General features: G+C 70.2%; 25 protein-coding genes. 18 read left to right on the top strand and 7 right to left on the bottom strand.

The genetic code is table 11. The annotated features are described in order from the left end of the window. Window positions 1-9 precede the first annotated feature (9 nt). Both AB0E94_RS27395 and AB0E94_RS27390 read left to right on the top strand, forming a co-directional pair. A complete protein-coding gene (locus tag AB0E94_RS27395) occupies window positions 10-1,530 on the top strand; it encodes an SLC13 family permease (RefSeq protein WP_360331379.1) in 1,521 nt (506 codons plus the stop codon). Window positions 1,531-1,895: 365 nt separating this feature from the next. Beyond that, window positions 1,896-2,645: a class I SAM-dependent methyltransferase gene (locus tag AB0E94_RS27390; protein WP_360331377.1), complete on the top strand. Its 750-nt coding sequence runs from the start codon at window positions 1,896-1,898 to the stop codon at window positions 2,643-2,645. Between the two features lie 312 nt (window positions 2,646-2,957). Here the strand turns inward: AB0E94_RS27390 and AB0E94_RS27385 are convergent, their stop codons facing one another. Both AB0E94_RS27385 and AB0E94_RS27380 read right to left on the bottom strand, forming a co-directional pair. Beyond that, complete coding sequence (locus tag AB0E94_RS27385; protein ID WP_360331374.1) at window positions 2,958-3,992, bottom strand: nitronate monooxygenase; 1,035 nt, start codon at window positions 3,990-3,992, stop codon at window positions 2,958-2,960. 36 nt (window positions 3,993-4,028) lie between these two features. Further along, window positions 4,029-4,490: a hypothetical protein gene (locus tag AB0E94_RS27380; RefSeq protein WP_360331371.1), complete on the bottom strand. Its 462-nt coding sequence runs from the start codon at window positions 4,488-4,490 to the stop codon at window positions 4,029-4,031. A 134-nt stretch (window positions 4,491-4,624) separates the two neighbouring features. Here AB0E94_RS27380 and AB0E94_RS27375 point away from each other — a divergent pair, with 134 nt between their 5' ends. The 9 genes from AB0E94_RS27375 (at window position 4,625) to AB0E94_RS27335 (ending at window position 15,555) form a co-directional block, all read left to right on the top strand. Further along, window positions 4,625-5,188 carry a hypothetical protein gene (locus tag AB0E94_RS27375; protein ID WP_360331368.1) on the top strand — a complete coding sequence of 188 codons (564 nt, stop codon included), beginning with the start codon at window positions 4,625-4,627 and terminating at the stop codon, window positions 5,186-5,188. A gap of 459 nt (window positions 5,189-5,647) precedes the next feature. Next, window positions 5,648-6,274: a PASTA domain-containing protein gene (locus tag AB0E94_RS27370; RefSeq protein WP_360331365.1), complete on the top strand. Its 627-nt coding sequence runs from the start codon at window positions 5,648-5,650 to the stop codon at window positions 6,272-6,274. Beyond that, complete coding sequence (locus AB0E94_RS27365) at window positions 6,262-8,247, top strand: hypothetical protein (RefSeq protein ID WP_360331362.1); 1,986 nt, start codon at window positions 6,262-6,264, stop codon at window positions 8,245-8,247. Before AB0E94_RS27370 ends, AB0E94_RS27365 begins: the two co-directional genes overlap by 13 nt. A 29-nt stretch (window positions 8,248-8,276) precedes the next feature. Then, window positions 8,277-9,005: a hypothetical protein gene (locus AB0E94_RS27360; RefSeq protein WP_360331359.1), complete on the top strand. Its 729-nt coding sequence runs from the start codon at window positions 8,277-8,279 to the stop codon at window positions 9,003-9,005. Next, complete coding sequence (locus AB0E94_RS27355) at window positions 9,002-10,336, top strand: DUF4407 domain-containing protein (RefSeq protein ID WP_360331356.1); 1,335 nt, start codon at window positions 9,002-9,004, stop codon at window positions 10,334-10,336. The genes AB0E94_RS27360 and AB0E94_RS27355 overlap by 4 nt, the downstream gene beginning before the upstream one ends. Next, on the top strand, window positions 10,333-11,061 hold the full coding sequence (locus tag AB0E94_RS27350) for a VWA domain-containing protein (RefSeq protein WP_360331353.1): 729 nt from the start codon (window positions 10,333-10,335) through the stop codon (window positions 11,059-11,061). Before AB0E94_RS27355 ends, AB0E94_RS27350 begins: the two co-directional genes overlap by 4 nt. Next, on the top strand, window positions 11,054-12,238 hold the full coding sequence (locus AB0E94_RS27345; protein ID WP_360331350.1) for a protein phosphatase 2C domain-containing protein: 1,185 nt from the start codon (window positions 11,054-11,056) through the stop codon (window positions 12,236-12,238). Before AB0E94_RS27350 ends, AB0E94_RS27345 begins: the two co-directional genes overlap by 8 nt. After that, window positions 12,231-13,262, top strand: a complete 1,032-nt coding sequence (locus tag AB0E94_RS27340; RefSeq protein WP_360331347.1) for a hypothetical protein — start codon at window positions 12,231-12,233, stop codon at window positions 13,260-13,262. The genes AB0E94_RS27345 and AB0E94_RS27340 overlap by 8 nt, the downstream gene beginning before the upstream one ends. Window position 13,263: 1 nt before the next feature. Further along, complete coding sequence (locus tag AB0E94_RS27335; RefSeq protein WP_360331345.1) at window positions 13,264-15,555, top strand: ATP-binding cassette domain-containing protein; 2,292 nt, start codon at window positions 13,264-13,266, stop codon at window positions 15,553-15,555. 80 nt (window positions 15,556-15,635) lie between these two features. Here the strand turns inward: AB0E94_RS27335 and AB0E94_RS27330 are convergent, their stop codons facing one another. Next, window positions 15,636-16,133, bottom strand: coding sequence for an SAM-dependent methyltransferase (locus AB0E94_RS27330; protein ID WP_360331342.1), 498 nt, complete (start codon window positions 16,131-16,133; stop codon window positions 15,636-15,638). Here AB0E94_RS27330 and AB0E94_RS27325 point away from each other — a divergent pair. The 4 genes from AB0E94_RS27325 (at window position 16,126) to AB0E94_RS27310 (ending at window position 18,538) form a co-directional block, all read left to right on the top strand. Then, window positions 16,126-16,626 (top strand): MFS transporter, encoded by a 501-nt coding sequence (locus tag AB0E94_RS27325; RefSeq protein WP_360331339.1) that lies wholly within the window; start codon window positions 16,126-16,128, stop codon window positions 16,624-16,626. The two genes, AB0E94_RS27330 and AB0E94_RS27325, sit on opposite strands and share 8 nt — an antisense overlap. A gap of 55 nt (window positions 16,627-16,681) precedes the next feature. Then, window positions 16,682-17,173 carry a MarR family transcriptional regulator gene (locus AB0E94_RS27320; protein WP_360331336.1) on the top strand — a complete coding sequence of 164 codons (492 nt, stop codon included), beginning with the start codon at window positions 16,682-16,684 and terminating at the stop codon, window positions 17,171-17,173. Beyond that, a complete protein-coding gene (locus AB0E94_RS27315) occupies window positions 17,170-17,562 on the top strand; it encodes a hypothetical protein (RefSeq protein ID WP_360331333.1) in 393 nt (130 codons plus the stop codon). The genes AB0E94_RS27320 and AB0E94_RS27315 overlap by 4 nt, the downstream gene beginning before the upstream one ends. A gap of 409 nt (window positions 17,563-17,971) precedes the next feature. Then, window positions 17,972-18,538, top strand: coding sequence for a Uma2 family endonuclease (locus AB0E94_RS27310; RefSeq protein ID WP_360331330.1), 567 nt, complete (start codon window positions 17,972-17,974; stop codon window positions 18,536-18,538). Between the two features lie 469 nt (window positions 18,539-19,007). On the opposite strand, the gene AB0E94_RS27305 is transcribed toward AB0E94_RS27310, so the two are convergent. Beyond that, window positions 19,008-19,778: an LLM class F420-dependent oxidoreductase gene (locus AB0E94_RS27305; protein ID WP_360331327.1), complete on the bottom strand. Its 771-nt coding sequence runs from the start codon at window positions 19,776-19,778 to the stop codon at window positions 19,008-19,010. Between the two features lie 118 nt (window positions 19,779-19,896). Next, the gene (locus AB0E94_RS27300) at window positions 19,897-20,520 is read right to left on the bottom strand and encodes a DUF4360 domain-containing protein (RefSeq protein WP_360331324.1); all 624 of its coding nucleotides are present in this window, start codon (window positions 20,518-20,520) and stop codon (window positions 19,897-19,899) included. A gap of 361 nt (window positions 20,521-20,881) precedes the next feature. Here AB0E94_RS27300 and AB0E94_RS27295 point away from each other — a divergent pair, with 361 nt between their 5' ends. Then, a complete protein-coding gene (locus tag AB0E94_RS27295) occupies window positions 20,882-21,538 on the top strand; it encodes a DUF4360 domain-containing protein (protein ID WP_360331321.1) in 657 nt (218 codons plus the stop codon). Window positions 21,539-21,621: 83 nt separating this feature from the next. Here AB0E94_RS27295 and AB0E94_RS27290 read toward each other — a convergent pair whose 3' ends face one another. Continuing rightward, window positions 21,622-22,062, bottom strand: coding sequence for a hypothetical protein (locus tag AB0E94_RS27290; protein WP_360331318.1), 441 nt, complete (start codon window positions 22,060-22,062; stop codon window positions 21,622-21,624). A 141-nt stretch (window positions 22,063-22,203) separates the two neighbouring features. Between AB0E94_RS27290 and AB0E94_RS27285 the strand changes: the two genes are divergently transcribed. Next, complete coding sequence (locus tag AB0E94_RS27285) at window positions 22,204-23,958, top strand: LamG domain-containing protein (RefSeq protein ID WP_360331315.1); 1,755 nt, start codon at window positions 22,204-22,206, stop codon at window positions 23,956-23,958. A 304-nt stretch (window positions 23,959-24,262) separates the two neighbouring features. Here the strand turns inward: AB0E94_RS27285 and AB0E94_RS27280 are convergent, their stop codons facing one another. Further along, entirely contained in the window at window positions 24,263-25,648 is a 1,386-nt protein-coding gene (locus AB0E94_RS27280; protein WP_360331312.1) for an MFS transporter, read from the bottom strand. A 67-nt stretch (window positions 25,649-25,715) separates the two neighbouring features. Between AB0E94_RS27280 and AB0E94_RS27275 the strand changes: the two genes are divergently transcribed. Further along, window positions 25,716-26,261: a TetR/AcrR family transcriptional regulator gene (locus AB0E94_RS27275; RefSeq protein WP_360331309.1), complete on the top strand. Its 546-nt coding sequence runs from the start codon at window positions 25,716-25,718 to the stop codon at window positions 26,259-26,261. Window positions 26,262-26,742: the final 481 nt, after the last annotated feature.

Here is a 26,742-nt window from a genome sequence, read left to right as displayed (position 1 = left end):
ACGCGCCGCATGACGGAGACCATCACCGATGCCGGCACCGCCCAGCTCGTGCTCGCGGCGGTGCTCGGCATCGCGGCGGTAGTCCTGCTCATCGCATGGGCCAAATGGCATCCGTTCCTGGCGTTGATCACCGGCGCCGGCGTCCTCGGTCTCACCGCGGGCGCCGCGCCGGCCGACACCGTCGACTCGTTCACCAAAGGACTCGGCACCACAGCCGGCGGTGTCGGCGTCCTGATCGCGCTCGGCTCGATGGTCGGCGCGCTGCTCGCCGAATCCGGCGGGGCCGACGGCATCGTCAACCGCATCGTCAACGGGGTGTCCGGGGCTGCCCTGCCATGGGCGATGGCCGGGGTTGCGGCGCTCATCGGGTTGCCGTTGTTCTTCGAGGTCGGTGTCGTGTTGCTGGTGCCGATCGTGTTGCTCGTCGCACGGCGTACCGATGTGGGACTGCTCCGCCTCGGAATCCCGGCGCTGGCCGGATTGTCGGTGTTGCACGGTCTGGTGCCGCCGCATCCGGGGCCGCTGGTCGCCATCGAAAGCCTCCAGGCCGACCTCGGCCTCACCCTGATGCTTGGCCTGATCTGCGCGATCCCGACGGTGATCGTCGCCGGCCCGATCTTCGGCAACTTCATCGCCAACCGGGTTCCGCTGCCGGTGCCGGGGCTGCTTTCCCCCGCCGCTTCTCCTTTCGGATCCGCTGCCGGTGGCTCTTCTGCTGGTACCGCACCTGCCGGCGCCTCTTCGGCCGGCGCTGATCGGCCGGCTGCCGGGCCCGTCGGTGGTCAGGACTTCGTCGACCGCGACGACATCGCCGATCCGGTCGCTCCCGGGCGGACTGTCGACGAACAGCTCGGCCCGCGCCGCGATCCCGGTTTCTGGGCGGCCGTGCTCACCGTTCTATTGCCGGTCGCGTTGATGCTGGCCCGCGGCGCCGCCGAATTGCTGCTCCCCGAAGGTGACCGCGTCCGCGACATTCTCGAAGTGATCGGCGAACCGGTGGTCGCCCTTCTGGCCGGCGTATTCGTAGCAATGTGGGCACTCGGCCACCGAGCCGGTTTCGACCGCCGCGAAACAAACGCCGTCCTGGGCGGCGCGCTCCCGCCGATCGCCGGAATTCTGCTGATCGTCGCCGCCGGAGGCGGTTTCAAACAGGTGCTCGTGGACGCCGGCGTAGGCAATGTGATCGCCGACGCCGCCCGCGACGCCAACATCAACGCGCTGCTCCTGGGCTTCCTGGTAGCCGTCGGAATCCGGGTCGCCACCGGCTCCGCAACGGTCGCCACGATCACCGCGGCCGGAATCGTAGCCCCACTCGCCACCACCCTGGACCGCCCCGAGGTCTCCTTGCTGGCTTTGGCGATCGGCGCGGGTTCGCTGTTCTTCTCGCACGTGAACGACGCCGGATTCTGGATGGTCAAAGAATACTTCGGCATGACCGTCGGTCAAACCATCAAGACCTGGTCGATAATGGAGACGATAATCTCGGTGGTCGGTTTTGCTTGCGTGATGCTTCTCTCCTTGTTCATATAAATTTGGTACGGCTACAAAGAGTCCCGTGCCTGTCCCCGCGAGGCGGCTGCCAGTCCAGGCCGAAACGCGACCGCCGGGCTGAAGCCGTTGGTCACCGCCCCACCCGTCCCGCGCTGCCCTTTTCTGGCCGGCCCGGACTGCCTGAACGCCGTCTTCCGGTCGATCGGGAGCTCTGGCCCAGGCGCCTCGGAACAGCCACGCAGGGCGACAGGCCTAGGCAGCGTGGTGACTTGTGGTCCGATTCGAGCCGCGGGTGTCCACGCGGGTGGTGGGGTTCGGGTTGCCGGGATGTGTGCGCCGGCCGTCGTCGCCTGGAGGCGGCTATTCCGTTGGACAGGGCAGTGGCTGTGATGAATGGTCGGGGGATGGACACGACGACCCTGGCCAACCGGGACGCCTGGGAGGCGGCCTCCGAGAAGCACATCCGCGAATATGCGGAACTGCTCGCCAAAGCGGCTTCCGGCACCTCGCTCATCCCACTCGAACGCGACCTGCTCCGCGACGTGCTGGACACCGCGCCGGACGTCGTCCACTGGCAGAGCGGCCACGGCGCCGACGACATCGCACTCCTCCAGGCGGGCGCCCGCTCGGTGATCGGCGTGGACTACAGCGAGGTCGCCGCCGGGGCCGCCCAGCGCCGGGCCACCGAACTCGGCGCCGCCTGCCGCTACGTGGTCGCCGCTCTGCCCGGAGCCCCACTGGCCGACGGCTGCGCGGACCTCGTCTACACCGGCAAGGGCGCCCTCATCTGGATGCCCGATCTCCAGGCGTGGGCCGCCGACATCGTGCGTCTGCTGCGCCCGTCCGGTCACCTGTTCATCTATGAGGAACATCCGGCCGCACCGCTGTGGACCTGGGACCCCGACGAGCCGGGAATCCGCCCGGACCGCAGCTATTTCGCCCCGAGTCACGTCAACGACTCGTTCCCGGCGGGCGGAGCCGTCCAGTGGCAGCGAACCCTGGCCGAGATCGTCACCGCCGTGACCGCCGCCGGCCTGCACCTGATCCACCTGGCCGAACACCCCGACCCGTTCTGGCGGATGGGCGGAGTGACCGCCGCCGCCTGGAACGGCCGCCTACCCAACGCCTTCACTCTCTTGGCCCGCCGCCCCTGAACGCCCCGCACCACCATCCACAGGCGCAGACTCCTACCCCGCCACGACCTCCTACCTGCCACGACAGCGAGGCCGCGGACACCCAGCCTTCGCGACCGATCGTCGCCGAGAGCGGCCGTGAGGCGGGGAGAGCGGCCGTGCGGCGGGGAGAGTGGCCGTGCGGTGGGGAGAGCGGCCGTGCGGCGGGGAGAGCGGCCGTGAGGCGAAGAGAGCGGCCGTGCGGCGGGGAGAGCAGCCGTGCGGCGGGGAACTCAGGAGAGATCACGTCACGTCGATGTCCGGTCCGGCCCGGAGCGTTGCCGGCAGCCGTTGCTAAAGGAGGGACTTCAGGTAGTCGGCGGCTGGGAGCGGGCGGGTCAGTGGGGCGGCCTGGCCGGCCCACAGATTCACGTAGGTGGCGTCGTTTCGGGCTGCGCCAGCGGCACGCAGGGGGCGCATCAACGTGTTCTGGACCGGGTAGGCGGGGACGGTGTCCTCCTCGGCAGCCAGCTCGCGGATCAGGGGATTGATGATCGCGCGGGCGTGGCGGCCGGAGAAGATCCTGGTCAGGACGGTTGTGCCGGCCTCAGGTCCGGCCAGGGCGGCTCGGTGCACGGGGCTCGCCGCGGACTCGGTGGCAGCCAGGAAGCCGGTGCCGATCTGGACACCGTCGGCGCCCAGGGCCAGGGCCGCGGTCACGCCGCGCCGGTCGGCTATGCCGCCGGCCGCCAGCACCGGGATCCGCACCGCGTCGGCCACCTGCGGGACCAGGGAGAACGTGCCCACCAGCGACTCGGCCAGCGGGCGCAGGAACGCGCCACGGTGGCCGCCGGCGTCGCTGCCGGAGGCGATCACCACGTCCACACCCGCCTGCTCCAGAGCCACCGCCTCGTCGACTGTCGTGGCGGTGCCCAGGGTGACGATGCCGCGGCGGCGGGCCTCGGCGATCACCCGGGCCGGCGGGACGCCCATCACGAAGCTGATCACCGGTGGCCCGGCCGCCAGCAGCGCGTCGATCTGGTCGTCGAACAGCGGTGGGGGAGCATAGCCCTCGGGGACCGGCAGACCGAGACGGTCGTAGAGGGGTCGCAGCCGTTCGAAGTCGGCGTCTGTGGGGCGCAGCTCCTGCTCGCCGGGGTGCGGCACCCACAGGTTGACGTTGAACGGGAGCCCGCCGGGAACGGCCGCGCGAAGCTCGCCGACCAGGGCGGTGATGTCGCCGGGCGTCAGATGGTTGGCCCCGAACGAGCCGAGCCCACCGGCCGCGCTGACCGCGGCGGCGAGCGGCACCGCGGACATGCCCCCGCCGAACGGGCCCTGCACGATCGGATGCTCGATGCCGAGCAGGCTGGTCAGGCGGTCACTCATGGATGCCCTCCTCGGGGGAAGCGTTCGCCCTGAACGCTAGACGACCGGGTGGAGACCGAACGCGGGGCCGGGGCGGAACCAGGCGTTCGACGGTGGGGTGAACATCAGGGCGGTCGCGGCCAGGACCGCGAGGATGTGGATCGCCCGGACCGCGCCGAAGAGCAGGTCGGTCATGGTGCTGTCGGCCAGCAGCGACGCGACGGAGTTGCCCTCGGCGAGCCAGGTGAGCGGATCGGCGACCAGTGAGGACAGGCCGACGACGCCGAGGCCGACGGCCAGGGCCAGTCGTGCCCATCGGCGGCCGGCCAGCATCCGGCAGGCCACCACGACGGCGGTCACGAACACCACCGCCCGGATCGTGACGCCGGCGACCAGGCCGGACTGCACCTCGCCACCGGTCAGGACCAGCAGCGTCTCCAGCACGCCCGCGGCCACGGCGACGAGCCAGCTCACGAATGCCACCCGCACCGTGGCGGGCGCTTCCCGGAAATTTCGCATGCCCTGATGCTCGTCCGGCGGCGGGACCGGCGACATCCCGCCAGCATTGCTCTTCATGGTGGTGCTGGGTCTACCACCAGGACAGAAGGCATCGAGGCGGCCGGGGCGACCGATGCGGCCTATGATCGCCGTCTATGGGGAGCAGCTATCAGACTGTGCTGGTCGCGGGGGAGCGGGCGCAGGTTCGGCGCGGTCTGTGGTGGGGTCTCCGGCCGGCTGTGGTTCTCCCGGTCGGGGAGCGCCGGTGGGCGGTGGTGCCTCGTGGCCGTCACGGGTATGCGGAGACCGCGGGCCTGGCCCGGCGGCTGAGTCTGGGGGCCGGGGTGTGGACGGCACGGTTCGAGGTGTTCGACTCGGACTTCCTCACCGCTGAGATCTACTCCGGCGGGCAGGCCCGGCACGAGTACCACTCCGACCAGGGGTACGTGATCGAGGACTTCGACGAGGACGGCGAGGAGCTTCTCGTCGACCGGCTCGGCCGTGTCCACCGGGACTTCGGCGACGTCGTCCACGGTCCGTACGGTGCCGATCCGTCGGCGTTCGCCCCGCTCGGGCTCGGTGAGATCGACCTGGCCGCGCTCGGCGCGGTGCTGAGCGGTGAGGCCCGGGCCGAGGACCGGCACCACGAGTTGCTCCACCTTCTCAACCTGACGCCCGGTCCACTCCAGATGACCTACGCCGAGGCGCTCCGGGCCTGATCCGAGGGGCGCGGGCACGGCTGACCGGGCCCTCGGCGCCGCTTTCGGCCCCTCGATTATGTCTTCTTGACAATAACTCGGCGCCTGCTTATCGTCGAACTGACATGAACGGGCTCTCGCATGACGGCGGCCGTAGGCGGAACGCGTCCACCGTGGAGTGACACGCGGTAGAAAACCGGTAGGCGACACCGGTTCCCTTGACGGGTCGCGAGATCAATCGGGCCACATCGGACCGCGTTCATCCGAAAGCGTTCGGTGTTCCGGTCGGGATCGGCGTCGGAACGTCGTCAGTCACCTGTCCGGTATGCACCCACGATGGTCGCCTCGGCTGATCTCGATCTATTCCTCCAACTTCTACTCTCTGTCACGAACGACCGACCACACAGTGTGGTCGGTCGTCCTTACCCGGCGAGGTGAGCAGTGCCCCATCCCTCACGCGGTCTGTGCCTTGCGGCGACGATGTGGATCGTCGCAGCGGTCGCCGCATGCAGTTCGCCCACACCGGCCACCCCGGCCACCCCGGTCGCGCCAGCAACGCCGGCCACGCCGCTGACGTCGAGCGCGCCGTCGTCCGTACCGCAAACCGAAGCCGCACCGGCGGAGATCCCGGACGTGACCGGAAAGCGGTTGACCGACGCCGAACAGATCCTCGCCGCAGCCGGCTACCAGTCGGTCCGGGCGGTCGACGCCACCGGCGACGGCCGGCCCGTCCTGCAGAAGGACAACTGGGTGGTCGAGAGCCAGGACCCGGGAGCCGGCAGCACCGCGCCGGCGCAGGCCACCGTGGTGCTCGGGGTGAGTAAACCGACCGACGGCCAGTCCACCCCGGAGACCGCCGACGGCGTCATTCCCAAGGTCGTCTGCCAGGACCTGCAGTCGGCACAGGACGCGTTGCGCGGCGCCGGCTTCTTCCTGGTCATCGCCAAGGACGGGCTCGGGCAGAACCGGGTCGCTCTCGTCGACCGGAACTGGATCGTGGTCGGCCAGTCGGTCAAACCGGGCAGCCGCCCGGAGCCGTCCACGGTCATCGAGTTGACGGTGGTCAAGTACGGCGAGGACACCGGCGGGTCCGGATGCCGGAGCTGACCGGCGAACCGACCTGGGCCCAGTGCCGGTCGGCGGCCGAATCGATCGAGCTGTCGGAGTACGGGCGGGAGGCCGTGGCACTGCTCCGGCCGCGCGGCCCGTTCGGTGTGATCCGCCGGCGTGGCCCGATCGCGCTGCAACTCTACGTGGCGGCCCGTGACGAGCTGTTGATCTGGCGTGAGCCGGACTCGCTGGCCCTGCTGCGGCCGCCGGCCGAGGGCCGTTCACCGCGGACCGCGCCGGGCACGTGGCTGAGCGTGCTGCGCCAGCTGGAGCGCAAATGGGACACCGTGTTGTTCGCCGGGCCCGCGCTGGGGCTGCTCGCCGCCGGTGGGGTCGCCGCGCTGGTGGTGGCCGGTGGCGGCGGACCGGTGGCTGTGCTGTTCGGGCTGGTGTTCGCGCTCGCGGCGATGCTGCACGTGGCCGTGCTGATGGTCGCCCTGGTGGTGACCGCGGTGGTGCAGATGGTCGTGGGCCTGTTCCGGCCGATGCCGACGTCCGAGCAGGTCGCCGCCGAACTGGAGCCGGGCCGGCGGTGGACCCTCGCGCTCTGCCACCACCTGGACGAGCGTGGCGCGAACCTCCTGCTCGGCAGGGTCGAGCGGCGCCTCGAAGAGGTTCTGGTCGGCGCGCTGCACCAGCGAGCCGCCGAGGACGGCGTCGAGGTACGGCATGCCGTGGTCACCGAGACCCTGGTGGTGCTGCGCGACGCCGGCACGACCGAGACGACGCGCGAGGCTCTGCGCATCTGGGCCGAGGAGGAGCAGTCCGGATCCCCGATCGCGCTGCACCTGGCGCACCACCGTCCGGACGCCGCACCGGCCCGCATCTTCGAGGCCGGCGGGTTCCTGGCCTGGTACGTCGGCGGCGGCCTCGCGGTCCTCGCCATGGTCGCCAGGTTCGTCGCCGACTGGGAACGCAAGGCCTGTGCCGCCGACTGCGCGCAGCGCCCGGACGACTACTGGACGGCTCTGAAGTGGCTGCTGCAACGGCTGCTTCTGTCCGATCCGTACGGGATCAGCCCCGCCACTCACGAGGCCTGGACGATCGGCTGGCTGACCAGCCTGATGTCGGTGGTCGGCCTGTTCGTGGCGGTGGCCGCCCTTCAGCAGTACCTGCGTGCGCGCCGCGCCCGGCACGACGCCTACATCCGAGGAGGGAGACGCCGGATGCCGAGCCACACCATGATCATGGTCGCCACCGACGAGGAGTACCGGGCGGTCAGCGCCGCGGTCCACGCCGTCAACGGGCGGGAGCCGGAGGAGAAGTTCCTGGAGAACCAGGCCTACACCTATCTCGGCCCGATCGAACAGACCCGGATCTCGCTCGCCCAGGTGGAACCCGGAACCGTGGGGCCTGGCCGGGCCGCGATCGCGGCCGCCGCGCTGGTCACCCAGCTCGACCTGGACTTCATGATCCTGGCCGGGATCTGTTACGGCCTGCGGCCGGGCAAGCAGGCCCTCGGGGACGTGCTGGTCTGCACCCAGTTGCGGGCCATCGACCTGGTGAAGGTGACCGACCCGCCCGGCGGGCCGATGGAGGAGAAGGCCCCGGCGGCCACCGAGGCGGACGCCGCAGCCGAACCCTACGAGATCGAACGCGGCGACCGCGTCACCCCCTCAATGAAGCTGCTCAGCGCGCTGCGCACGGCGGCACGCCGGCTCGACGGACCGTTCCGAGTCCACTTCGGGCCGATGCTGACCGCCAACAAACTGGTCAACTCGCGAACTTTCCGGGACAAGCTGGCGCGGAATCAGCTCGAGGCGCTCGGCGGCGAGATGGAGGGCGCGGGCGTGTACGCCGCCGCCGCGCACGCCAAGGTCGACTGGATCGTCGTCAAGGGGATCTGCGACTGGGGCTTCGACAAGAACGACGACCACCACAAGCTGGCCGCCGACAACGCGGCGGCGGTGGTCGTGAAAGCCGCCACCCTGGGCGCCCTCGACCGCGCTCCGGCCCGCGGATTCATCTGAGCACCCGGCCCGTCAGGAGAGACGAACCCATGACCACGCCGACCGACGGCGCCGGCCGCGGCTACCCGGTGCTCGACTCCGCCGAGCTCAGCCCACCGGCCCGGCGCCGGTGGCGTCGCACCCGGCGCGAGCTGCACGAGATCCCGCACCAGCCGCCGGGCAGTGTCCTGGTCTTCCAGCACGGCGACAGCTACGAGGTGCTGCCCGAGGGACGGCTGCGCCTGGACGACCAGATCGTGGTCGACGCTGTCGCGGTCGCCGTGGTCTCGTTGCGCCAGGTCCAGTTGGAGGCGGTGACCTGGCTGCCCACCGCCGATCCCCGGACCTGCGTGACGGTCCGGGCCGGCTTCTTCTGCCAGGTCACCGATCCACAGCTGGTGCTCGACGCGGGGTGCTGGGACGCGTACCCGATCCTGACCGCTCATCTCAACCGCGACCCGCAGCTGCCCTTCATGGCGCAGGAACCGGAGCGGTTGCGGCATTGGCCGGCCTTCCAGCGCAACGCGATGGCGCGGCTGCTGGCCTACCACGACCTGCATCCGCTCATCGTTCCCGGCCTGGTCGTGCGGCTCAGCGGCGTCGCCCTGGAGCTGCAGCGGATGGCGTCCGTGCCGCGGGCCCGGGACAGCTACGAGTCCGCCCCTCCGTCGCCGCCCCCGCCGGCGCCGGGTGACGACGGAGGCCCCGAGGGGGTCCCGCTGCACGACGGCAACCCCGCCTTCATGCCTGACCACTACACCTGGAGCGAGGAATCGTGATCACCGCCGCGCTGCGCACCCTCACCGGCGTCGACGAGCGGCTGCTCGACACCGTGCCCACCGAGCGCCCGCGCTACACCGCGATGGGCGGCGTCGTGCTCGGCACCGCCCTGATGGCGATGTTCTCGCTGGCCGTGGCACTGCTCGCGGTGTTCGACGGCTTCCACGTCAGCATCCTGTTCTTCGTACCCTTCTGGGGCCTGTTCGTCCTGTCCCTGGACAGGTGGCTGATGGCGAACTCGGCGGCGCCCCGGGCCGGCGCCCGGATCCGCAAGTTGCTGCCACGGCTGGGCCTGTCGATCATCTTCGGCATCGTGATCGCCGAGCCGTTGCTGCTCGGCGTCTTCCACACCGCCGTCGACAGGCAGGTCCGTGACGACCGGATCGTCGAGGTCGGCGAGCTCGACGCCGATCTCAAGTACTGCAATCCGATTCCGGGCAAGCCCGCGCCGGCCCCGCCGGACGGTGGCAAGCGGACCCCGGACTGCTCGGACAAGCGGATCACCGTGCAGACCCGGGTGCCCGCGATCGAGCAGGAGATCACCGGCGTGAACGCCGACATCGAGGCGCTCAAGAAGACCACGGACCCTGATGACAAGGAGTTCGAGCGGCTGCAGGAGATGGCCCGCAAGGAGTGCAACGGCACCAAGACCGAGCAGACGACCGGGCGGATCGGCGAGGGCCCGAACTGCAAGCGGTTGCGCAAGGAGGCCGACCAGTACTTCAAGAACCAGAACATGAAGCAGAACCAGGACCAGCTGGCCGGGTACCAGAAGCGGGTGGGCACCCTCACCCGGGAGCTCGGCGCCGCGCAGGAGACCGAGGGCCGTCTGATCAACGAGCAGATCAAGGACCGGGTCGACGACTACACCGGCAACCAGCGGGCGATCGGCCTGCTCGAACGGTTCGGCGCACTCGGCGCGCTGGTCGAGGCCGACTCGAACATGCACGCCGCGCAGTGGGCGCTGCGGCTGTTCTTCATCACCGTCGACGCGCTGCCGGTGCTGCTCAAATTCTTCAGCGGCTTCACATCGTACGACCGGGTGGTCGCCGATCGGGTCGCCTCGCAGCGGCGGGTGCAGACGATGGTCAGCGAGACCGAGCGGCGGCGTGGCGTGTTCCACGAGCAGCTGGCCCGGGTCCAGATGAACGCCGAGCACGCCTCGGCGGTCGGCAAGGTCGAGTTCGACGCCCGGATGCGGCACGTCGACGTGGAGGTGCTCCGCGAGGAGCTCACCGACGCCCGTGCCGCCTACCTGCTCGGTGAGGCGTCCACGATGCCCCTGCCGGTGACGCCCGCCGACGGCGCGGACGGGAGCCGTACCCGATGACCCTGACGCTGTCCGAGCGCAAGAGCTATCCGATCTACATCCTGCTCGACGTGTCCGCCTCGATGCGCCGGGCCGGCCCTGGCGGCCGCAGCCCGCACGATGGGTTCCAGCAGCTGATCCCGGACCTGATCATGACGCTGGCGGATTCGCGTTCGCTGGCCAAGGCGGCCTGGATCAGTGTCATCGCCTTCGGCGACCACGCCGAGCTGCTGTGCCCGATGACCTCGCTGACCAGGCCGCCGCATGTGCGGAGCCCGCATTCGGGGCGGCACACCGACTACGCGGCCGCGCTCGGCTTCCTGGCCGACAGGGTGGGACCGGACCGCGAGACGATCGAGGCGGCCGGCGCGGGGCAGGACTACCGGACCCGGGTGGCCCGGCCGCTGATCTTCTTCATCACCGACGGGGCGCCGTACGCGCACGGCCGCTACCAGGCTCCGGAGGAGTGGCGGCCGGCCCGCGACCGTCTCGTGGCGGCGCCCGTCGAGGCCCGGATCGCGGCAATCGGCCTGGAGGGCGCCCACGGCGGCACTCTGCGGGCCCTGGCCACCGGCCGGCCGGGTGGCGAGCGCAACGCCTTCCTGGCCGACCCCGGCGACCAGGCCGCGGGGGACAGCCTGGCCGCCAGCGTGATCACCATGATCGAGCGCAGCATCCGGCTGTCGGTGCGCGCCGGTGAGCTGATCATCGACGAACCGCACGGAATGCGCCGGGTCCATGGCTGAGTCGCAGCTGATCCTGGGCCTGTTCCTGGTGATGGCCGGTGTGCTGGCGCTCGCGGTCGTGGCGTTGCGCCGGCGGGCGATCCTGTCCCAGGAGTCCCAGGACCGGCAGGCCGCCCTGCTGCGTTCGGTGCTGCGCCGCGGACCCGGCGCACCGACCCGTCGCGGGCGACGAGAGAAGGACGCCGGTGGCCGGCGACGGGAGAAGGACGCCGATGGCCGGCGGCGTGAGACAGACGCCGATGGCCGGCGGCGAGAGACAGACGCCGGTGGCCAGCCGCGGACGGCGGTCGCCGAGCAGCCCGCTCGCCCGGCGGCGCCCGGCCCGGCTGTGCACCGGCTCGTCCTCGACGGGCAGGAGCGCGAACCCCGCCTGCCCGCGCAGGTGGTGGCCGGCAGCGCCCGGCACGGCTCGTTCTTCCACGGGTGGTGCGGCACCACCTCGGGTCCACATCCGACGGCCCGGCTCAACGTCCGTGGTGTCACCCTGCGCGGCGTCGGCCACGCCGAACAGGACCTCGAGGGCCAGGACGTGATCGGCGCGGCCTGGGACGACCGCCGCGGCGTGCTCTACGTGGCCGTCGCTGACGGTGTGGGCTCCCTCCCGCGGTCCGGCCGGGTGGCCCAGGAGGCGATCACCGCGGTGCTGCACCTGTGCCTGACCAGGCCCGACGACATCGCCTTCGACGCCACCGGCGCCCGGCTGTTCGAAGCGGTGGCGGCTGGCCTGGTCCGGTCGCTCGGCGGCGACGACGCCCGGATCGACGGCGCGAGCACGCTGATCGTCGCGGAGATCGCGCCACGTTTCGACGGCGCGTACGTCACGGTGCACGGCGTCGGCGACTCCGAGGCCTGGGCCCTGTACGCCGGCGCGTGGATTCCGTTGCACCACGAACGCGGTGGTGGCGACAACGCGACCAGAGAGCTGCCGGGACACGTCCGACCGCACACCCAGCGGTACGACCTGTCGCCCGGCGCTGTGCTGGTCCTCGGCAGCGACGGCTTCACCGGGGCGCTCGACGAGTCCGTGTCGCCGCTGTCGCGCGGCCTGGCCCGGTTGTGGCGACGCCGGCCGACCTGGCTCGAGTTCCTCAACCACGTCAGTTTCGTCGACGACTACTGGTCCGACGACCGTTCCGCGGTCGCCGTCTGGATCGGGGAGGGACCGGCCGATGCGTGACGAGATCGACGCCCGCGACCTCGGGTTCTTCGACTCCCGCGGGATCCGCATCGACGCCGGGGGCAACGCCGTCCTGACGTTCTGCACCTACCGCGGTACGCCGTACCTGTTCAAGAGGTTCACCCAGGAGCACCGTGCCCAGGTCGACGAGCACGCGCTGCTGCGGCTGATCCGCTGGCGGGCCGGCCTGGCCCCGGACGAGCGCGCCGGCCTCGACGCGGTCGCCGCCTGGCCCCGGTATCTCGTCCGCCTCGGCGCCCGCGTCGATGGTGTGCTGGTGCCACCGGCGCCGCCCGGCTTCTTCGCCATGTCGCGGTCCCACCTGCGGACGCCCCGTGGCCTGACCGAACTGGACGGCGCCGCGCCCGGCAGCCCGGCGCCCTCCGGGACGATCGCGGTCCTCGGCCACCTGATCACCGTGGTCCGTGACCTGCACGAGCGTGGTGTGGTCGTCAACGACCTGCAACCGGACAACGTGCTGTGCGCGCCGGAGCCGCCGTCGCCCGGGGTCTACCTGGTCGACTGCGACTCGATGGTCTCCGGCCGGCACTGGGGACAGGTCGCCGCGCCGGCCGCACCCGACCTGATGAACGAGGTGCAGCCGACCGCCCAGCACCCGACCATCGCCACCGACCTGCACAAACTGATGTGGACGGTGGTGCGTGTGCTGCTGGAGGAACCCACCCAGGTCGGCCTCGGCCCGAGCGACCGGGCCCTGCTCGCCGCGGCCGTGCCGCCGGATTCGGCGGGCCTGCTGATCCACCTGCTCGGCAGCCCCGGTGACGCCGTCGCCTGGGACCGGCTGGCGCGGCAGTGGTCGGCCGTGACGGCGCCGGTCACCGCGCGGCCGATGCTGCCCGCGGCGCCCGCCGTGCCGTACCGGCGTCGTTCCTGGCTGCCTGCCGACTACGCCTACCAGCCGGACCCGTGCCCGCCGGTGCTTCCCGCGCGGCTGCGTCACGAGAACCGGCTCGACGCCCTGCGAGCCGCGTTACGGCCGCCGAGACCGCGGAGGTCGTACTGAGATGAACGACGACAACGAGACGCCGCTGGTCGTGGACCTCGGCGGTGATCTGCGCACCCTGCCCGCCGACGACGTCCACTACCTGCGGCGCGACGGGGACCGGCTGACGGTCGACGTCAGCCCCGGCGAGGACGGCGACCGGCAGCTCGGCTACTTCATCAAGCTGCTCGGCAACTGGTTCTTCCACGCCGCGAACGTGCCGGCGGCGCGGGTCCTGCGCATCGACGGCCACCCGGTCCGCAACGCCCGGCAGCGGCTCTCCGCGACCGACCCGGTCCGGGTCCACCTCGTCGGCGGCGTGTCCACCGGCCCGCTCCGGCCCCGGCCGCCGGGCCCGCCGGGGAACAAACCGCCGACCGTGTCGCGGCCCGGCCCGCGCCCGCCTCGTGGCACCCGCCGCTACACGATCGGGCGCACCGGCACCCACGCCGACATCGAGGTCGACGATCCGCTGGTCCGGGCCGGGCACGCCACGGTCCGGCTGGACAGCCAGGGCGCCTGGTGGATCTCCGGCGAGGTGTGGGTGGACGGCGCCCGGCGGATGTCGGCGGTGCTGACGGAGGGTGACACGTTCATCATCGGGCAGACCGTGCTCACCGTCAGCGCCGCCCTGTTGCCCGATGCGGCGGCGGCCACCGGGACACGGCCCGGTGTCCGTAGGGTGATCGCCCCGGCCCGGCGCTCCTCCGCCGAGACCGGCCTGGGTGTGCGCCTCGACCACGTGACCGTGTACGGCGACCACGGCAACAAGCGCCTCGACGACGTCACCCTGGAGATCAAGCCGATGGAGGTGGTCGCCGTCGTGGGACCCTCCGGGGCCGGTAAGTCGTCGCTGATCAACGTGTTGCTCGGTGAGCTCCTCGAGGATTCCGGAACCGTGCTGATCGGCCTGGACACCGGGAAACCCACCGACCCTCAGCTGCGGCGCCGGCAGGTCCGGTACGTCCCGCAGGGCGACGACGGACTCTTCAAGACTTTGACCGTACGCGAGACGCTGACCTACGCGGCGAAGTTGCGGGCCGCCGCCGGCACTCCACAGCGGGAACTCGACCAGCGAGTCGACCAGGTGCTGACCCGGCTCGGTCTGGAATACGTGGAGGGCAACCGGATCGAGGGCACCTCGGGCGGCCAGAAACGGCGGGTCTCCATCGGGACGGAGCTGGTCGGCGACCCGCAGTTGCTCCTGCTGGACGAGCCGACCAGCGGCCTCGACCCGGGCAAGGACCGGGCGATCATGAAGGAGCTGCGGGAGATCGCCGAGACCTACCGGTGCACGGTCGTCATCGTCACGCATGCCACCGAACATCTCGGCTACGTGGACAAGATCCTCACGGTGCGGCGTGGCGGCCGGGTCCACGACGCCGGGCCGCCCGATCGTGTGCTGGCCCAGCTCGGCCAGCCGAGCTGGGCCGACCTGATGATCGATCTCGACCGGGAACCGGGCGCCCAGCCGGCGCAGCGGGCCGCGGGCGAACGGCGGGCGCGCCCGGTGCTGCCGCTCGGATGGACGGCGTCCGGACTGGGCACCCTGGTCCGGCGGCAGGCCGTCCTCACCGCGCGGCGCGGCGCCGGGTCACTGGCCGTGCTGCTGGCGATGCCGGTGGTGTGCACGCTGCTCGCCGTCATCGCGTCCGCGCAGGGCCTGCGGCCCGGCGCCGAGATGGGCCCGGTGCTGTCGATCCTGGTCACCGTGGCGGCGCTGGCCGGCGCCGCGCTGACCTACCCGGACATCGTCAACGACGCCGACAAGCTGCACCGGGACTTCCGGGTCGGCACCGAGGCGGCGCCGATGGTGCTGTCCAAGGCGATCGTCTACTCCGGGCTGTGCGGGGTCCTGGCCGCCCTGGTCACCGGGGTCTTCGCCGGCTTGCGTGAGTTGCCGCCGGCCGCGTACGGACTGCCGCCGGCGCCGATGCTCTACCTGATCGTGCTGCTGACGATGCTCGCGTCGATGGGTCTGGGCCTGCTCATCTCGGCCCGCGCCCCGAGCTTGGAACGGGCGGTCACCTGGAGCACGCTGCTGGCGGTCCTCCAGGTGGCGCTGAGCGGCACGCTGTTCCAGCTGAAGGGCGCCTTCGGGGTGGTGTCGGCGGTGTTCCCGGCCCGGCTGGGACTGGGGGCGGTAGCCTCCTACGCCGACTTCAACAGGTTCCGGCAGGCGCCGTTGTACCAGGACGGCCTGTGGGAGGCCGGCGCCGGACAGTTCTGGCTGCTGGTCGTGCTGCTGCTCGGGGTGACGGGCGCCGCGCTGGCCGGGGCGGTGGTCCGTCTGCACCGGCGGTTCACCCGCTGATGCGGTCACCCATCACGATGTAGCGGCCCCGGGTCCCCGAGACGCCCGGGGCGACATCGCTCGCCGCCCAGCGTCCGAAGTCAGCTCGCGACGAACCATAGTCCGTGCAGGTCATCCGCCAGCCGAAACTCCCGAACAGGGCTTCCGGCTGGTCGCTGCCCGAGTGCCAGGCATGGCCGCTGCTGGCCATTCCGGTCCAGCCACGGTCGCATGCTGGGACTGGCGAGGGACGAGGCGGTGACGAAGTCGGCGAGGATCCAGCTGCCGGGGGTGGAGAGGTCGCTGATCTCCTGCAACAGAGCGTGGAGCTGGTCGCCGTCGAGGAAGTACAGAAGACCCTCGACGAGCCAGAGCGTCGGCGACTGAGGGCGGAATCCGGCGTCGCGCAGCGAGGACGACCACGCCGCGGTCAAGTCGACGCTCACCGCGATGCGGGCACACCTCGGTGTAGCGCCGGCCACCTGCAGTTGCTCGTCCTTGAGGGCCAGCAGCTCGGGACGGTCGAGTTCATACAGCCGGGTGTCCGGCGCGGCCACCATGGTCCTCACCCAGCTCGTCATGGTCGCGGTGATGACCATGACCCCGGTCCACATGCAGGCCCACGGCCACGACCTGCACGCCACCGGCCTGGTCATCGCCGTCCACATCGGCGCCATGTACCTGCCGTCACCGATCACCGGCATCCTCGTCGACCGTATCGGGCGCATCCCCGTCGCCATCGCGGCCGGCGGCACGCTGCTGGCGGCCGGGACCGTGGCAGCCACCTCACCCGAGGACTCCGTCGTCCTGCTCACCCTCGCGCTCGCCCTCCTCGGGCTCGGCTGGAACCTCGGTCTCGTCGCGGGCACCGCCATGATCACCGACAACGTGGCTGCCGACACCCGTGCGAAGACCCAGGGCGTCGTCGACGTGTGCGTCGCGCTCGCCGGCGCCGGGGGCGGCATCGCCAGCGGCATGGTCATGGCCGCCACCAGTTACGCCGCGCTCTCGATCATCGGCGGTGTGCTGGCCCTCGCGGTGATCCCCTTCGTCGCGTTCGGCGCACGGCCGAAAGCCGGGACGGCCGCCTGACCCGGCCGGGATCCGATGGTTGTATCGTCGAACTAATTGGTTGTATGGTCGAACCATGTCGGACGATGACCTCGACCAGGCACTCGCCCTGCAAAGCAGGATCACCGCTTTCGTACGCGCATTCGGCCTGCACCAGCCGGATCGCACCCCGTGTGGGGCGCCGGTGCCGGCCTCCGAGGCGCACGCCGTGGGCGAGCTGGATCGGGACGGCCCGTTGACGCAGAGCGCGCTGGGCGAGCGTCTGCGGTTGGAGAAGAGCACGGTCAGCCGCCTGGTGTCGCAGTTGACCTCCCGGGGCTGGGTCCAGCGGGCCGACCGTGGTGGTGACGGCCGGCTGGTGTGGCTGGAGCTGACCCCGGACGGCCGCCGCGCCGCCGGGGAACTCGCGGTTGCTCGTGCGACCCGGTTCGCCGAGTTGCTTCGCAGCATTCCCGCTGATCAGCGGCCGTCGGTCATCGCCGCGTTGACCACCCTGGTCGACGCGGCCGGTGGGCAGCCGGCCGCCGAGGTGAGTGGGGCGGCACCCGGCCGAGCTGGTCCGAGGTGACCGTGGACCCGGCAGGTCCGGGAGCCGAGCGCCGCCGGGCCGGGCGATGGACCGCCGGCGCTGTGCTCGGCGCGGTGACCGGCCTGGCTCCGCATCTGCTGCACCACGCCGGCATTCTCGCCGGCACGGCTCTACTGGCCGGCCTCACCGGTACCGTGCTGTTCGCCGTCCTGGGCCTGGCGATGATGATCCCGATGGCGCTGCGCCTGCGCCGCCGGTTCGGCACCTGGCGGGCGCCCGGCATCGCAATCCTGCTGTTCGCGGCCGTGTTCGCCGGGTCGACACTGGTCATCGGCCCGGCGCTGCGTGGCGGTACCGGGAACGGCACACCCGAACCCAGACCGTCCCACTCCGTTCCCGCTGGGGAACACAACCAGCATCACGGCTGACCGGTGCCCACCGCGCTCGAACCAGTCTGAGCCTCTGTGTCTTGGGGAACTCGCTGAGGAGTTCAGCGAGGAGATCGGAGATGGGGTCTCTGATCGGGGTGGTCGAAATAGAACCTGATCGCCTTGTAGGCCGGTACCGCATTGGCGCCGAGCCATGAGGTACGGGCCACCAGGAAGGGCAGGAGACCGCCCTCGAAGGAATGGAGGCGCCCGGAAGGCGTCAGCGCGATGGTGCCCGGAGCCAGGCGCAACAGAGTGACGAGGAATCAGCCGACGAAGGCGGCGAAACCTCCGGAGACAACCGCCGGCACCCACCCGGTGACACTCCCGCCGACGGCCGTCATGCCAACGCGAGGATGGAGCCACGGTATCTTTGGGCCGACAGCCGAGCAGCCTTCGGGAGGTGTTCATGACTGCCGAGATGGTCGCGCCGGCCTGGATGCACGAGCAGGTAACGGCTGAGAGATATGCGACGTGGTCAGACGAGCAGTGCGCCGGTATCGAGATCGTTGATGGGATGGTCCTCGTGATCCCGAGCGCCTCCAAGCGGCACAACCGTCTGGCCAGACTTCTGGCCAACGCACTGGACGCTGCTGCCGGCCCGGATTGGAACGCGGACACCGATTTCGACGTACGGCTTCAGGACGTGCCGTTGAACAACCGCCGACCCGACGTGACGGTCTACCGGGCGGACACCATCGACGTCACCCCGACCCGGCCCGAGCACGTGCTCCTCGTGGTCGAGGTGGTCTCGCCCGGTTCGGAGACGACCGACCGGATCGTCAAGACCGATCAGTACGCGAAAGCCGGTATCCAGTTCTATTGGCGCGTCGAGCAGGCCGTGACCGGTGTGCCTCTGGTCTACACCTACATCCTCGACCCGGCGACGGGACGTTACCGCGATGGCGATGTCTTCACCGGCATCGTGAAGTTGACCGCACCTTTCTCCGTCGAGATCGACCTCGGCCAGCTCTGATTCCTGCTCTCGTGCCGAGCGGTCCATGCCAAACGACCGCGGCGCCGGCGCGCAGCGGAACACGAGCGCCGATGATCCGTGTGTAGAGGGGCTGAACAGCGGAAATGGCGGCGATCCAGCCCCTGCCATGAGCGTTACCCGGTGAGCTTGTCGCGGTCCTCGTTCCTGCCGGTCGGGGGGCGACATCGTCATCGATGGTGCGGCAGGGCGGGCCGGCTCTTTTCTACGTAGAGCCAGGGCGCCGAGAAGAACCTGAGCCAGGCCGAACGCTAGCCCGGCCACCGCGATGAACCCGCCGGTCCATCCCGCCTGCCCGTTGGCTTGCGCGCGGGTCATGCCGAACAGCCAGTACCCGCCCAGCAATAGGAAGCCTGCACCGCTGAACAGGACGACTCGCCGTATCCATCGACGCCCCCGCATCACGCGGCGATGGCACCCGCCCAGCCATCGCCGCGCTCTCCCGCGATCATCAGGCGTTCAGCTTGTCGCGCCAGGTGAGGAACTCGCGGAGTTCGGTGAGGTCGGGTTTGGGGCCGCCGGTGTGGATGGTGAAGAGGCGGGCGCCCAATTCGTACATTTTGTCGCGGTCGGCGGTTTTGCCCATGACCGAGATCTCGATCTCGGAGGGGTCGCGGCCGATGTCGGCGCAGTGTTGTCCGAGGATGCCGAGTTTGCGTTCGAGGGTTTCGGTGTCGGAGAAGCTGTGCCAGATGTTCGCGTGTTTCGCGGTGAGGCGCAGGGTCTTCTTCTCGCCGCCGCCGCCGATCAGGACGGGGATGTCGCGGGTGGGCGGCGGATTCAAACGACCCCAGCGGGATTCGATGCGGGGGAGCGCCTCAGCCAGGTCGTCGAGGCGGCTGCCGGCGGTGCCGAATTCGTAGCCGTATTCGGTGTAGTCACGTTCGAACCAGCCCGAGCCGATACCGAGGATGAGGCGGCCGGAAGAGATGTGGTCGACCGTGCGGGCCATGTCGGCGAGCAGTTCCGGATTGCGGTAACTGTTGCAGGCGACCAGCGCGCCGATCTCCACCCGCGACGTGGATTCGGCCCAGGCGGCCAGCATCGTCCAGCACTCGAAGTGCAATCCGTCCGGTTCGCCACTCAACGGATAGAAGTGGTCCCAGTTGAACAGCACGTCGAGGCCGAGGTCCTCGGCCTCGGAGGCGGTGCGGCGGATGGTGGCGTAGTCCATGTGTTGCGGCTGCAATTGCAGCCCGATGCGAACCGGCCTATCGATCATGCTTCCGAGCCTACGTGCCCGCGCCCCCATGCCTCCGCATTCATTCAAACGACAGCTTTCCGGTACGGGAGCCGGTCCCGGCTGGCGTCGACGGCCAGCCGGGCGGAGTGGCCAGCGGTCAGCAGGAGGCCAGGCTGAAGTTGAAGAGCGTGTCGACGTCGCCCTCGGTGACGTTCATCGACATGCTGCTGGTGCCGGTGGAGGCGCCGGCGTCGACCCGCAGCTCGGTGTTGACGTTGAGCACGCTCTGCGAGCCGCATTCGGCGTAGGTGAGCACGGGCGCGACGTCCCACGTGGTCCAGAGACCGTTCAGGGGGCCGGTGAACGTCACGTCCTTGCGCTCGGTCGTGGTCGTGCCCTGCCAGTAGTAGCTGGTGCGCTGGAGGGCGCTCGCGCCGGAGCGGAGGAAGGCCTTGCCGCGGTAGTTGGCCGACGCGATCGCGATGGTCCAGCCGTCCGGGATGGTCACCAGGACGCCGAGCTGGCAGTTCTTGCGCCTGTCGATGACGGCGGCGCCGCCCCCGGCTTCGGCGACGAAGTCGCGGTATCTGACGCGGAATCCGGTGTTGTCGCCGTTGCTGACGACCGAGGCGGTGCCGGGGGCGCAGCCCGAGCCGTTGCTGGCGATCACCTCGACGGTGATGGCCGGCGCGGCCGCGGCGGCCTGTGCGGGGGCGGCGGCGAGCGGGATGGCGAGGGCCGTGGTCAGCACGGCCGCCATCACGCGATTGCTGTTCTTCATGGACTTCCTTCCGGGGAACGGGTGGGTGCCACAGTATGGAAAACCTGGAATCATTCCAGAACGGCGGTCATCGCATCCGCGACCACCGTAGTGGTGGCCCTATCGCATTTACAAGGATGAATTACTTATTGATCTCCAGCAAACCGTGCAAGTTGCAATGGCCCCGGGCTCGTCGCCGGGCAAATCTGCTTATTTCGCTTAAAGCGTGTTCTAGTTTGCGCGGTTTTGCCAGGTTGATGCCTTGCCCTCCTCTTTATCGATGGACATCAATAGGTGCTCCCGCGAGGTGTACGGCTGTTGACTTCTATTGACATGCATCAATAGCTTGGGCCCGTCCGTTCCCGTCCCCGAAGGGGTGAAAATGAAAAGATTGTTAACCCGTGGCGTGGTGGCGCTGGCGCTTCTCGCGTCCACGCTGCTCGGCGCCACGCCGGCGTCGGCGATCATCGTCATCGTCGACCCGCCGCCGGCCGGTGAGATGTCCATCGAACTGGTCGCGATGGCCGGCTCGGGCTGCGCGCCGGGCACCGCCGACGTCGCCATCTCGCCTGACAACTCCGCCTTCACCGCGATCTACAGCAACTACCTGGCGCAGGCGGGCCCGAACATCGCGGTCACCGAGAACCGCAAGAACTGCCAGCTCAACGTGCTGGTCCACGCGCCGGCCGGGTTCACCTTCGCGATCGCCAAGGTGGACTACCGCGGTTACGGATACCTCCAGCGCGGCGCCGTCGCGCAGCAGCGGGCGAACTACTACTTCCAGGGCATGACGGTCGGCAGCTACGCCAACCACGCGATCGCCGCGCCGCTGGACGACAACTGGATCGCCTCCGACTCGGTGCCGATCGCGTCGCAGGTCTTCCGGCCCTGTGGTGAGCAGCGCAACCTCAACATCAACACCGAGCTGCGGGTCACCAAGGGCACGTCGACCGACGTCAGCTACCTGACGATGGACTCGACCGACGGAAGCATCGAGACGATCTACCACTTCTCCTGGATGCGCTGCAACACCAAGTAACGATGCGCTGCAACACCGAGTAACGCGAGCGTGATGGTGGCGGATCCGCAACATTCGCCACCATCACCGGGTTGCGCGCGTCCCTACGTACAGGTGCCGTCGATTTTTTGTCCGATCGTGGCGAAGTCGCCGTTCAGGAAAGCTTTCGGGTCGCCCTGCCGGGAGGCGCCGGCGAGCGCGTCGGCGATCTCGCCGGCGGCGGCACGCTGGGCGGCGTCGACGCTGCGGCCGCCGGCCGCCGAGATCTCGGCGGCCATGTCGGCGAAGGTGCGCTTGAGGCCCTCGGCGTCATCGTTCACGGTGTGCTCGGCGAGCCGGACGGCGCCCTCGGTGAGGACCTTGTAGACGGCGGTGCACACGTACTCCGGCTGGCCGGCCGACGCCGAGGGGATCGGGGCGATGCTCACCGGGGCCGGCAGGGATCCGGCCGGGATCTCGATCTCGATCCCGTCACATCCGGCCGCGAGCGCGGCCGAGGCCATGACCAGGGCGGCGGTGACGGCGGTGCGGCGACGATGCGGCACGGCATTCCCCTCCTTCGATGACGTACGCCGGAGCATAGTGCCCACCGCGACTTTTGCCGATCTCGGAAGTTAGCTACCTACGTGGTAAATATCCCCAAAAGTGGCAAAAGGGCACTCGTCATCGGCGTCGCGACGGTTCTCGTGGCAGCCGGTGGCACGGCCTTCGCGGAGATCGTCTCCTCACAGCCCTCCGTCACCCCGTCGTTCAACGGTCCCGTCTACGCCGTCGCCTACGCCGAGGACACCGTCTACGTGGGTGGCGACTTCACCACCGCCTCGGCCGGCGGCAAGGCCCAGTCCCGGACCCGGCTGGCCGCCTTCGACGCGCGCACCGGCGAACTGCGCGACTGGAACCCCGTCGCCGACGCCAACGTCCGGGCGCTCGCGATCGACCAGGGTGTCGTCTATGCGGCGGGTGACTTCGACACGGTGAACGGCGAGACCCGCGACGCGGTCGCCGGCATCGACGCGTCCGACGGCGGGGTGACACCGCTGAAGCACAGCGTGGCCGGGCAGCCGAACGCGATCGCCGCCGGCCACGGGCGCATCTACCTGGGCGGGCGGATCACCGCGGTGGACGGGCGGCCACGAGCCAACCTGGCCGCGTTCACCGCCGAGTCCGGGGAACTCGACGCGTGGGCGCCGACCACCGACGACACCGTGAACGCGCTCGCCGTCACCGACGACCGGGTCTACCTCGGGGGAAGCTTCCACAAGACCAACGACGTGCGCTCGACACTGCGCCTCGCCGCCGTCGACCCGGCCACCGGCGAGGTCGACAGGTCGTTCCTGCCGAAGCCGGTCTCGCAGGTGTTCGCGCTGGCCGCACACACCGACGGGGTGTACGCGGCGCTCGGCGGCCAGGGTGGGCGGGCGGTGTCGTACACCCGGGACGGCGAGACCCGCTGGACCCGCGTGTTCGACGGCGACGCGCAGGCGGTGACCCTGCTCGACGACACCGTCTACGTGGGCGGGCACTTCGACAAGGCCTGCACCACCACGAACAACGGCGCCCGCGGCATCTGCACCGACGGTTCGGTGACCCGGGGCAAACTGGCCGCCGTCGACCCCGAGGGCAACCTGCTCGAATGGGCGCCACAGGCCAACGGCGTCGCCGGCACCCGGCAGCTGGCGGCCAGCCCGCGGCTCGGCTCGATCAGCGCGGTCGGCGACTTCACCCTGGTCGGCGGCGTGAGCCGGAAACGCTACGTCGAGTTCTCCGGCGTCGCGCCGCGCACCGAGTCGGCCACCCTCGCGCCCGATCATGTCGCCGCGTACAACTTCGACACCACGATCGCCGACGGGACCTTCGACGACGGATCGGGGCACGGCCACCTGCTGCGGACGGTCACCCGGCACGGCGCTGCGCCGCGGATGGTCCCGAACGGCAACGGCCAGGCCCTGGCCTTCCCGGCCACCTGCGCCGGCGGCGACTGCCCCCGGCTCATCCTGCAGACCGGCGACACCGACGACCTCAACCCCAAGGACAAGCCCATCCGGTACGGGGCAGGCGTGCTGTTGTCACCGGCGGAGACCGGCCGGGGCGAGAACATCCTGCAGAAGGGCTACTCGAAGGGTGGCGGGCAGTACAAGCTCCAGGTCGACGGGCTCTCCGGCAAGCCCAGCTGCGGGATGAGCGACAAGACCGGGACCATGGTGTACGTGGCGCGTAGCCGTACTTCGGTGGCGGACGGTGAGTGGCATTCCCTGGAGTGCCGGCGCACCGGTCCCAGCCTGGCCATCCTGGTCGACGACCGGCTCGAATCGGTGACCGCCGTGCCGGTCGGGCTGTCGGTGGAGTCGCACGATCCGTTCACCGTCGGCGGCAAGGGCGTCGGCCAGAACAACGACCAGTTCCACGGCACGCTCGACGACGTGTGGGTGCAGATCGGGTAGAGGCCGCGCTTATTTAAGTTAAACGGCAAAAGCTACAAATGGCCGTCAAGAAGATCGCTTGACGGCCATTTGTAAGCCCCGGCGGTCGTTTGTGGACGGCAGACAGACCGCCGGGGCGGGAGGCGTGTGCCGGTCGGAGGGCCGGCACACGCTGCTCACTTTCACGGGTCCTGCCCGTCCGGTCCGGGGAGAGCGAGGCGTGACCGGATCCGGCGAGGACGGTGCCGGGGATCACGCGATGACCGGGCGACGCAGAATTGAAGGTCATCGTTGCAGCCATGTTGCGTACGCGCAACAGGATGTTTCAAATCTTGCGGGGCAACCTGGTGGCCACCAGAGCTCCGGCCGCGAGAACCGCCGCCCCGGTCAGCACCGCGGGCACCACGCCGTCCACGAAGTCCTGCCCGCTCGTGAACCCGCCGTGGCTGCTGAAGATCGAGGAGAGCACGGCCACCCCGGCCGCCACCCCGAACTCCCGGATCGTGTTGTTCGCGCCGGACGCCACCCCACGCTGCTGCTCGTCCACGCTGGCCAGGGTGATCGTGCTGATCGGCGCGAAGGTCAGCCCCATGCCGACGCCGGCCAGCAGGAACGCGCCCACGAAGTCGCCGTAGGTCGCGTCGGTCGAGGTGGCCAGCCCGATCCACAGGATGCCGGCGGCCAGGAACACCTGCCCGGCCACGACCAGGTTGCGCAGCCCGAGCCGGGCGCCGAAGATGCCGGCCAGCGGGGCGACGACCATCGGCGCCGCCGTCCACGGCAGGGTCCGCAGCCCCGACTCCAGCGGGGTCAGCCCCTGCACCACCTGGAAGAACTGGGCGAGCAGGAACACCGACCCGAACGCGCCCGCCGAGAAGGTCAGCGTCACCACGTTGACCAGGCTGAACGACCGCGACCGGAACAGCGTCAGCGGCAGCATCGGCGTGCGGTTGCGCGACTGCCAGACCAGGAACGCGATGATCAGCCCGGCGCCGGCGGCGAGCATGACCGGCACCCGGCCGGAGGTCCACCCGCGGTCCGGGCCGTCGACGATGCCCCAGATCAGCAGCAGCATTCCGCTCGACGACAGCAGCAGGCCCAGCGGGTCGAGGCGGCGCGCCCCACCGCGGGACTCGTCGAGCACGACCGCGGCCAGGATCAGCGCGCCGACGCCGATCGGCACGTTGACCCAGAAGATCCAGTTCCAGGTGAGGCCGTCGACGACCGCGCCGCCGATCACCGGGCCGAGCGCGACGCCGAGGCCGGTGATGCCACCCCAGATGCCGACCGCCGCGTTGCGCAACCGGTCCGGGACGGCGGCCGCCAGCAGCGTCAGCGACAGCGGGGCGATGGCCGCGCCGCCGAGGCCCTGCACGGCGCGGGCCGCGGTGAGCTGCCACGGCTCGGTGGCCAGGGCGGCCGCGGCCGAGGCCGCGGTGAACACGGCGATGCCGAACAGATACATCCGGCGGCGGCCGATCCGGTCACCGAGCGCGGCTGCGGTGAGAAGAAAAGCGGCAAACGGCAGCGTGTACGCGTTGACGAACCACTGAAGATCGGCGATCGACGCCCCGAGCTCGGTGCGGATGACCGGCAGCGCGGTACTGACGACCAGGTTGTCCAGTGCGCCCATGAAGGCCGGGATGCCGACGGCGGCGATCACCAGCCCGAACGGGCGCGTTCTCGTGGGTTTCGCGGCGAGGGTGGTCACGATGCTCCCCGTAGTTGTAATCGACTGATAACTAACGACGGTATGCATCGACTGATAACCTGTCAACATGGTTCGGACGCGTCTCACCGCCCAGGAACGTCACACGCAACTCGTGGCGGCCGCCGTCACCGCGTTCGCGCAGGGCGGTTATGCAGGCACGACGACCGACCAGGTGGCCCGGATCGCCGGCGTGTCCCAGCCGTATGTGATCCGCATCTTCGGTTCGAAGCAGGAGCTGTTCCTGGCCACCATGCGCCACGCCGGCGACCGGGTGCAGCAGATGTGGCGCACCGCAGCTGCCGAGGATCCGAGCTTGCGCGGCCTGGGCATGGCCTACAAGCAGTTGCTCGCCGAGCGCGACCTGCTGGTGGTCCTGCTGCACGGTTTCGCCGCGGCCGCCGACCCGGGCCTGGGCGACGCCGTCCGCCAGTGCTACGGAGACTTGTTCACCCTGGTCCGCGACTTGACCGGCGCTTCCGCCGAGGAGGCCCGGGACTTCTTCGCCGCCGGCATGCTGATCACCGTCCTCGGGGCGATGCGGGTGCTGGGCCCCGACGCGGTGCCCACCCAGCCCTGGATGGCCGACCTGCTAGGCGCCCTGCCCTACGAGTAGGCCCCAAGAAACCCGCCCCCGAAGGCCCCTCGCAGCCACCCCGCCACCCGCCTTCCGACCCAACGCCCGTGTCCGCGCCGCGTTCGTGCCTGCCCCGCGTTCGTGTCCGCGCCGCGTTCGTGTCTGCGTCGCGTTCGTGTCTGCGTCGCGTTCGTGCCTGCCCCGCGTTCGTGTCCCGCGTCTGCCTCGCATCTTGCGCTGTACCCGCGTCTGCTTCGCATCTGGGCTCCCGCCCGTGTCTGCTCCACTTTCCGGGCCTCGACTACCGGGAGATCTTGCACGATTCTGCAGCTCAGAGCCGATCTTGCCGTCCATTTCATGCCCCGCCGTGACAAGAGCTGCAAGATCGCCACGGCTAAATGGATCTTGCACTCTTAGTCATGCCCGCTTGGAGTCAAGGGGTGGTTGCATCGGTGCTGGTGAGGAACTCGTTGAGTTTTTCGGTGGGGGTGCGCCAGTTGAGGGTTTCGCGGGGGCGGTT

It is taken from the genome of Actinoplanes sp. NPDC026670 (genome assembly GCF_040638175.1).
Lineage (GTDB): Bacteria > Actinomycetota > Actinomycetes > Mycobacteriales > Micromonosporaceae > Actinoplanes.
The sequence above is the reverse complement of the archived record's forward strand: the minus strand, read 5'-3'. Positions and strand labels throughout refer to the sequence as shown.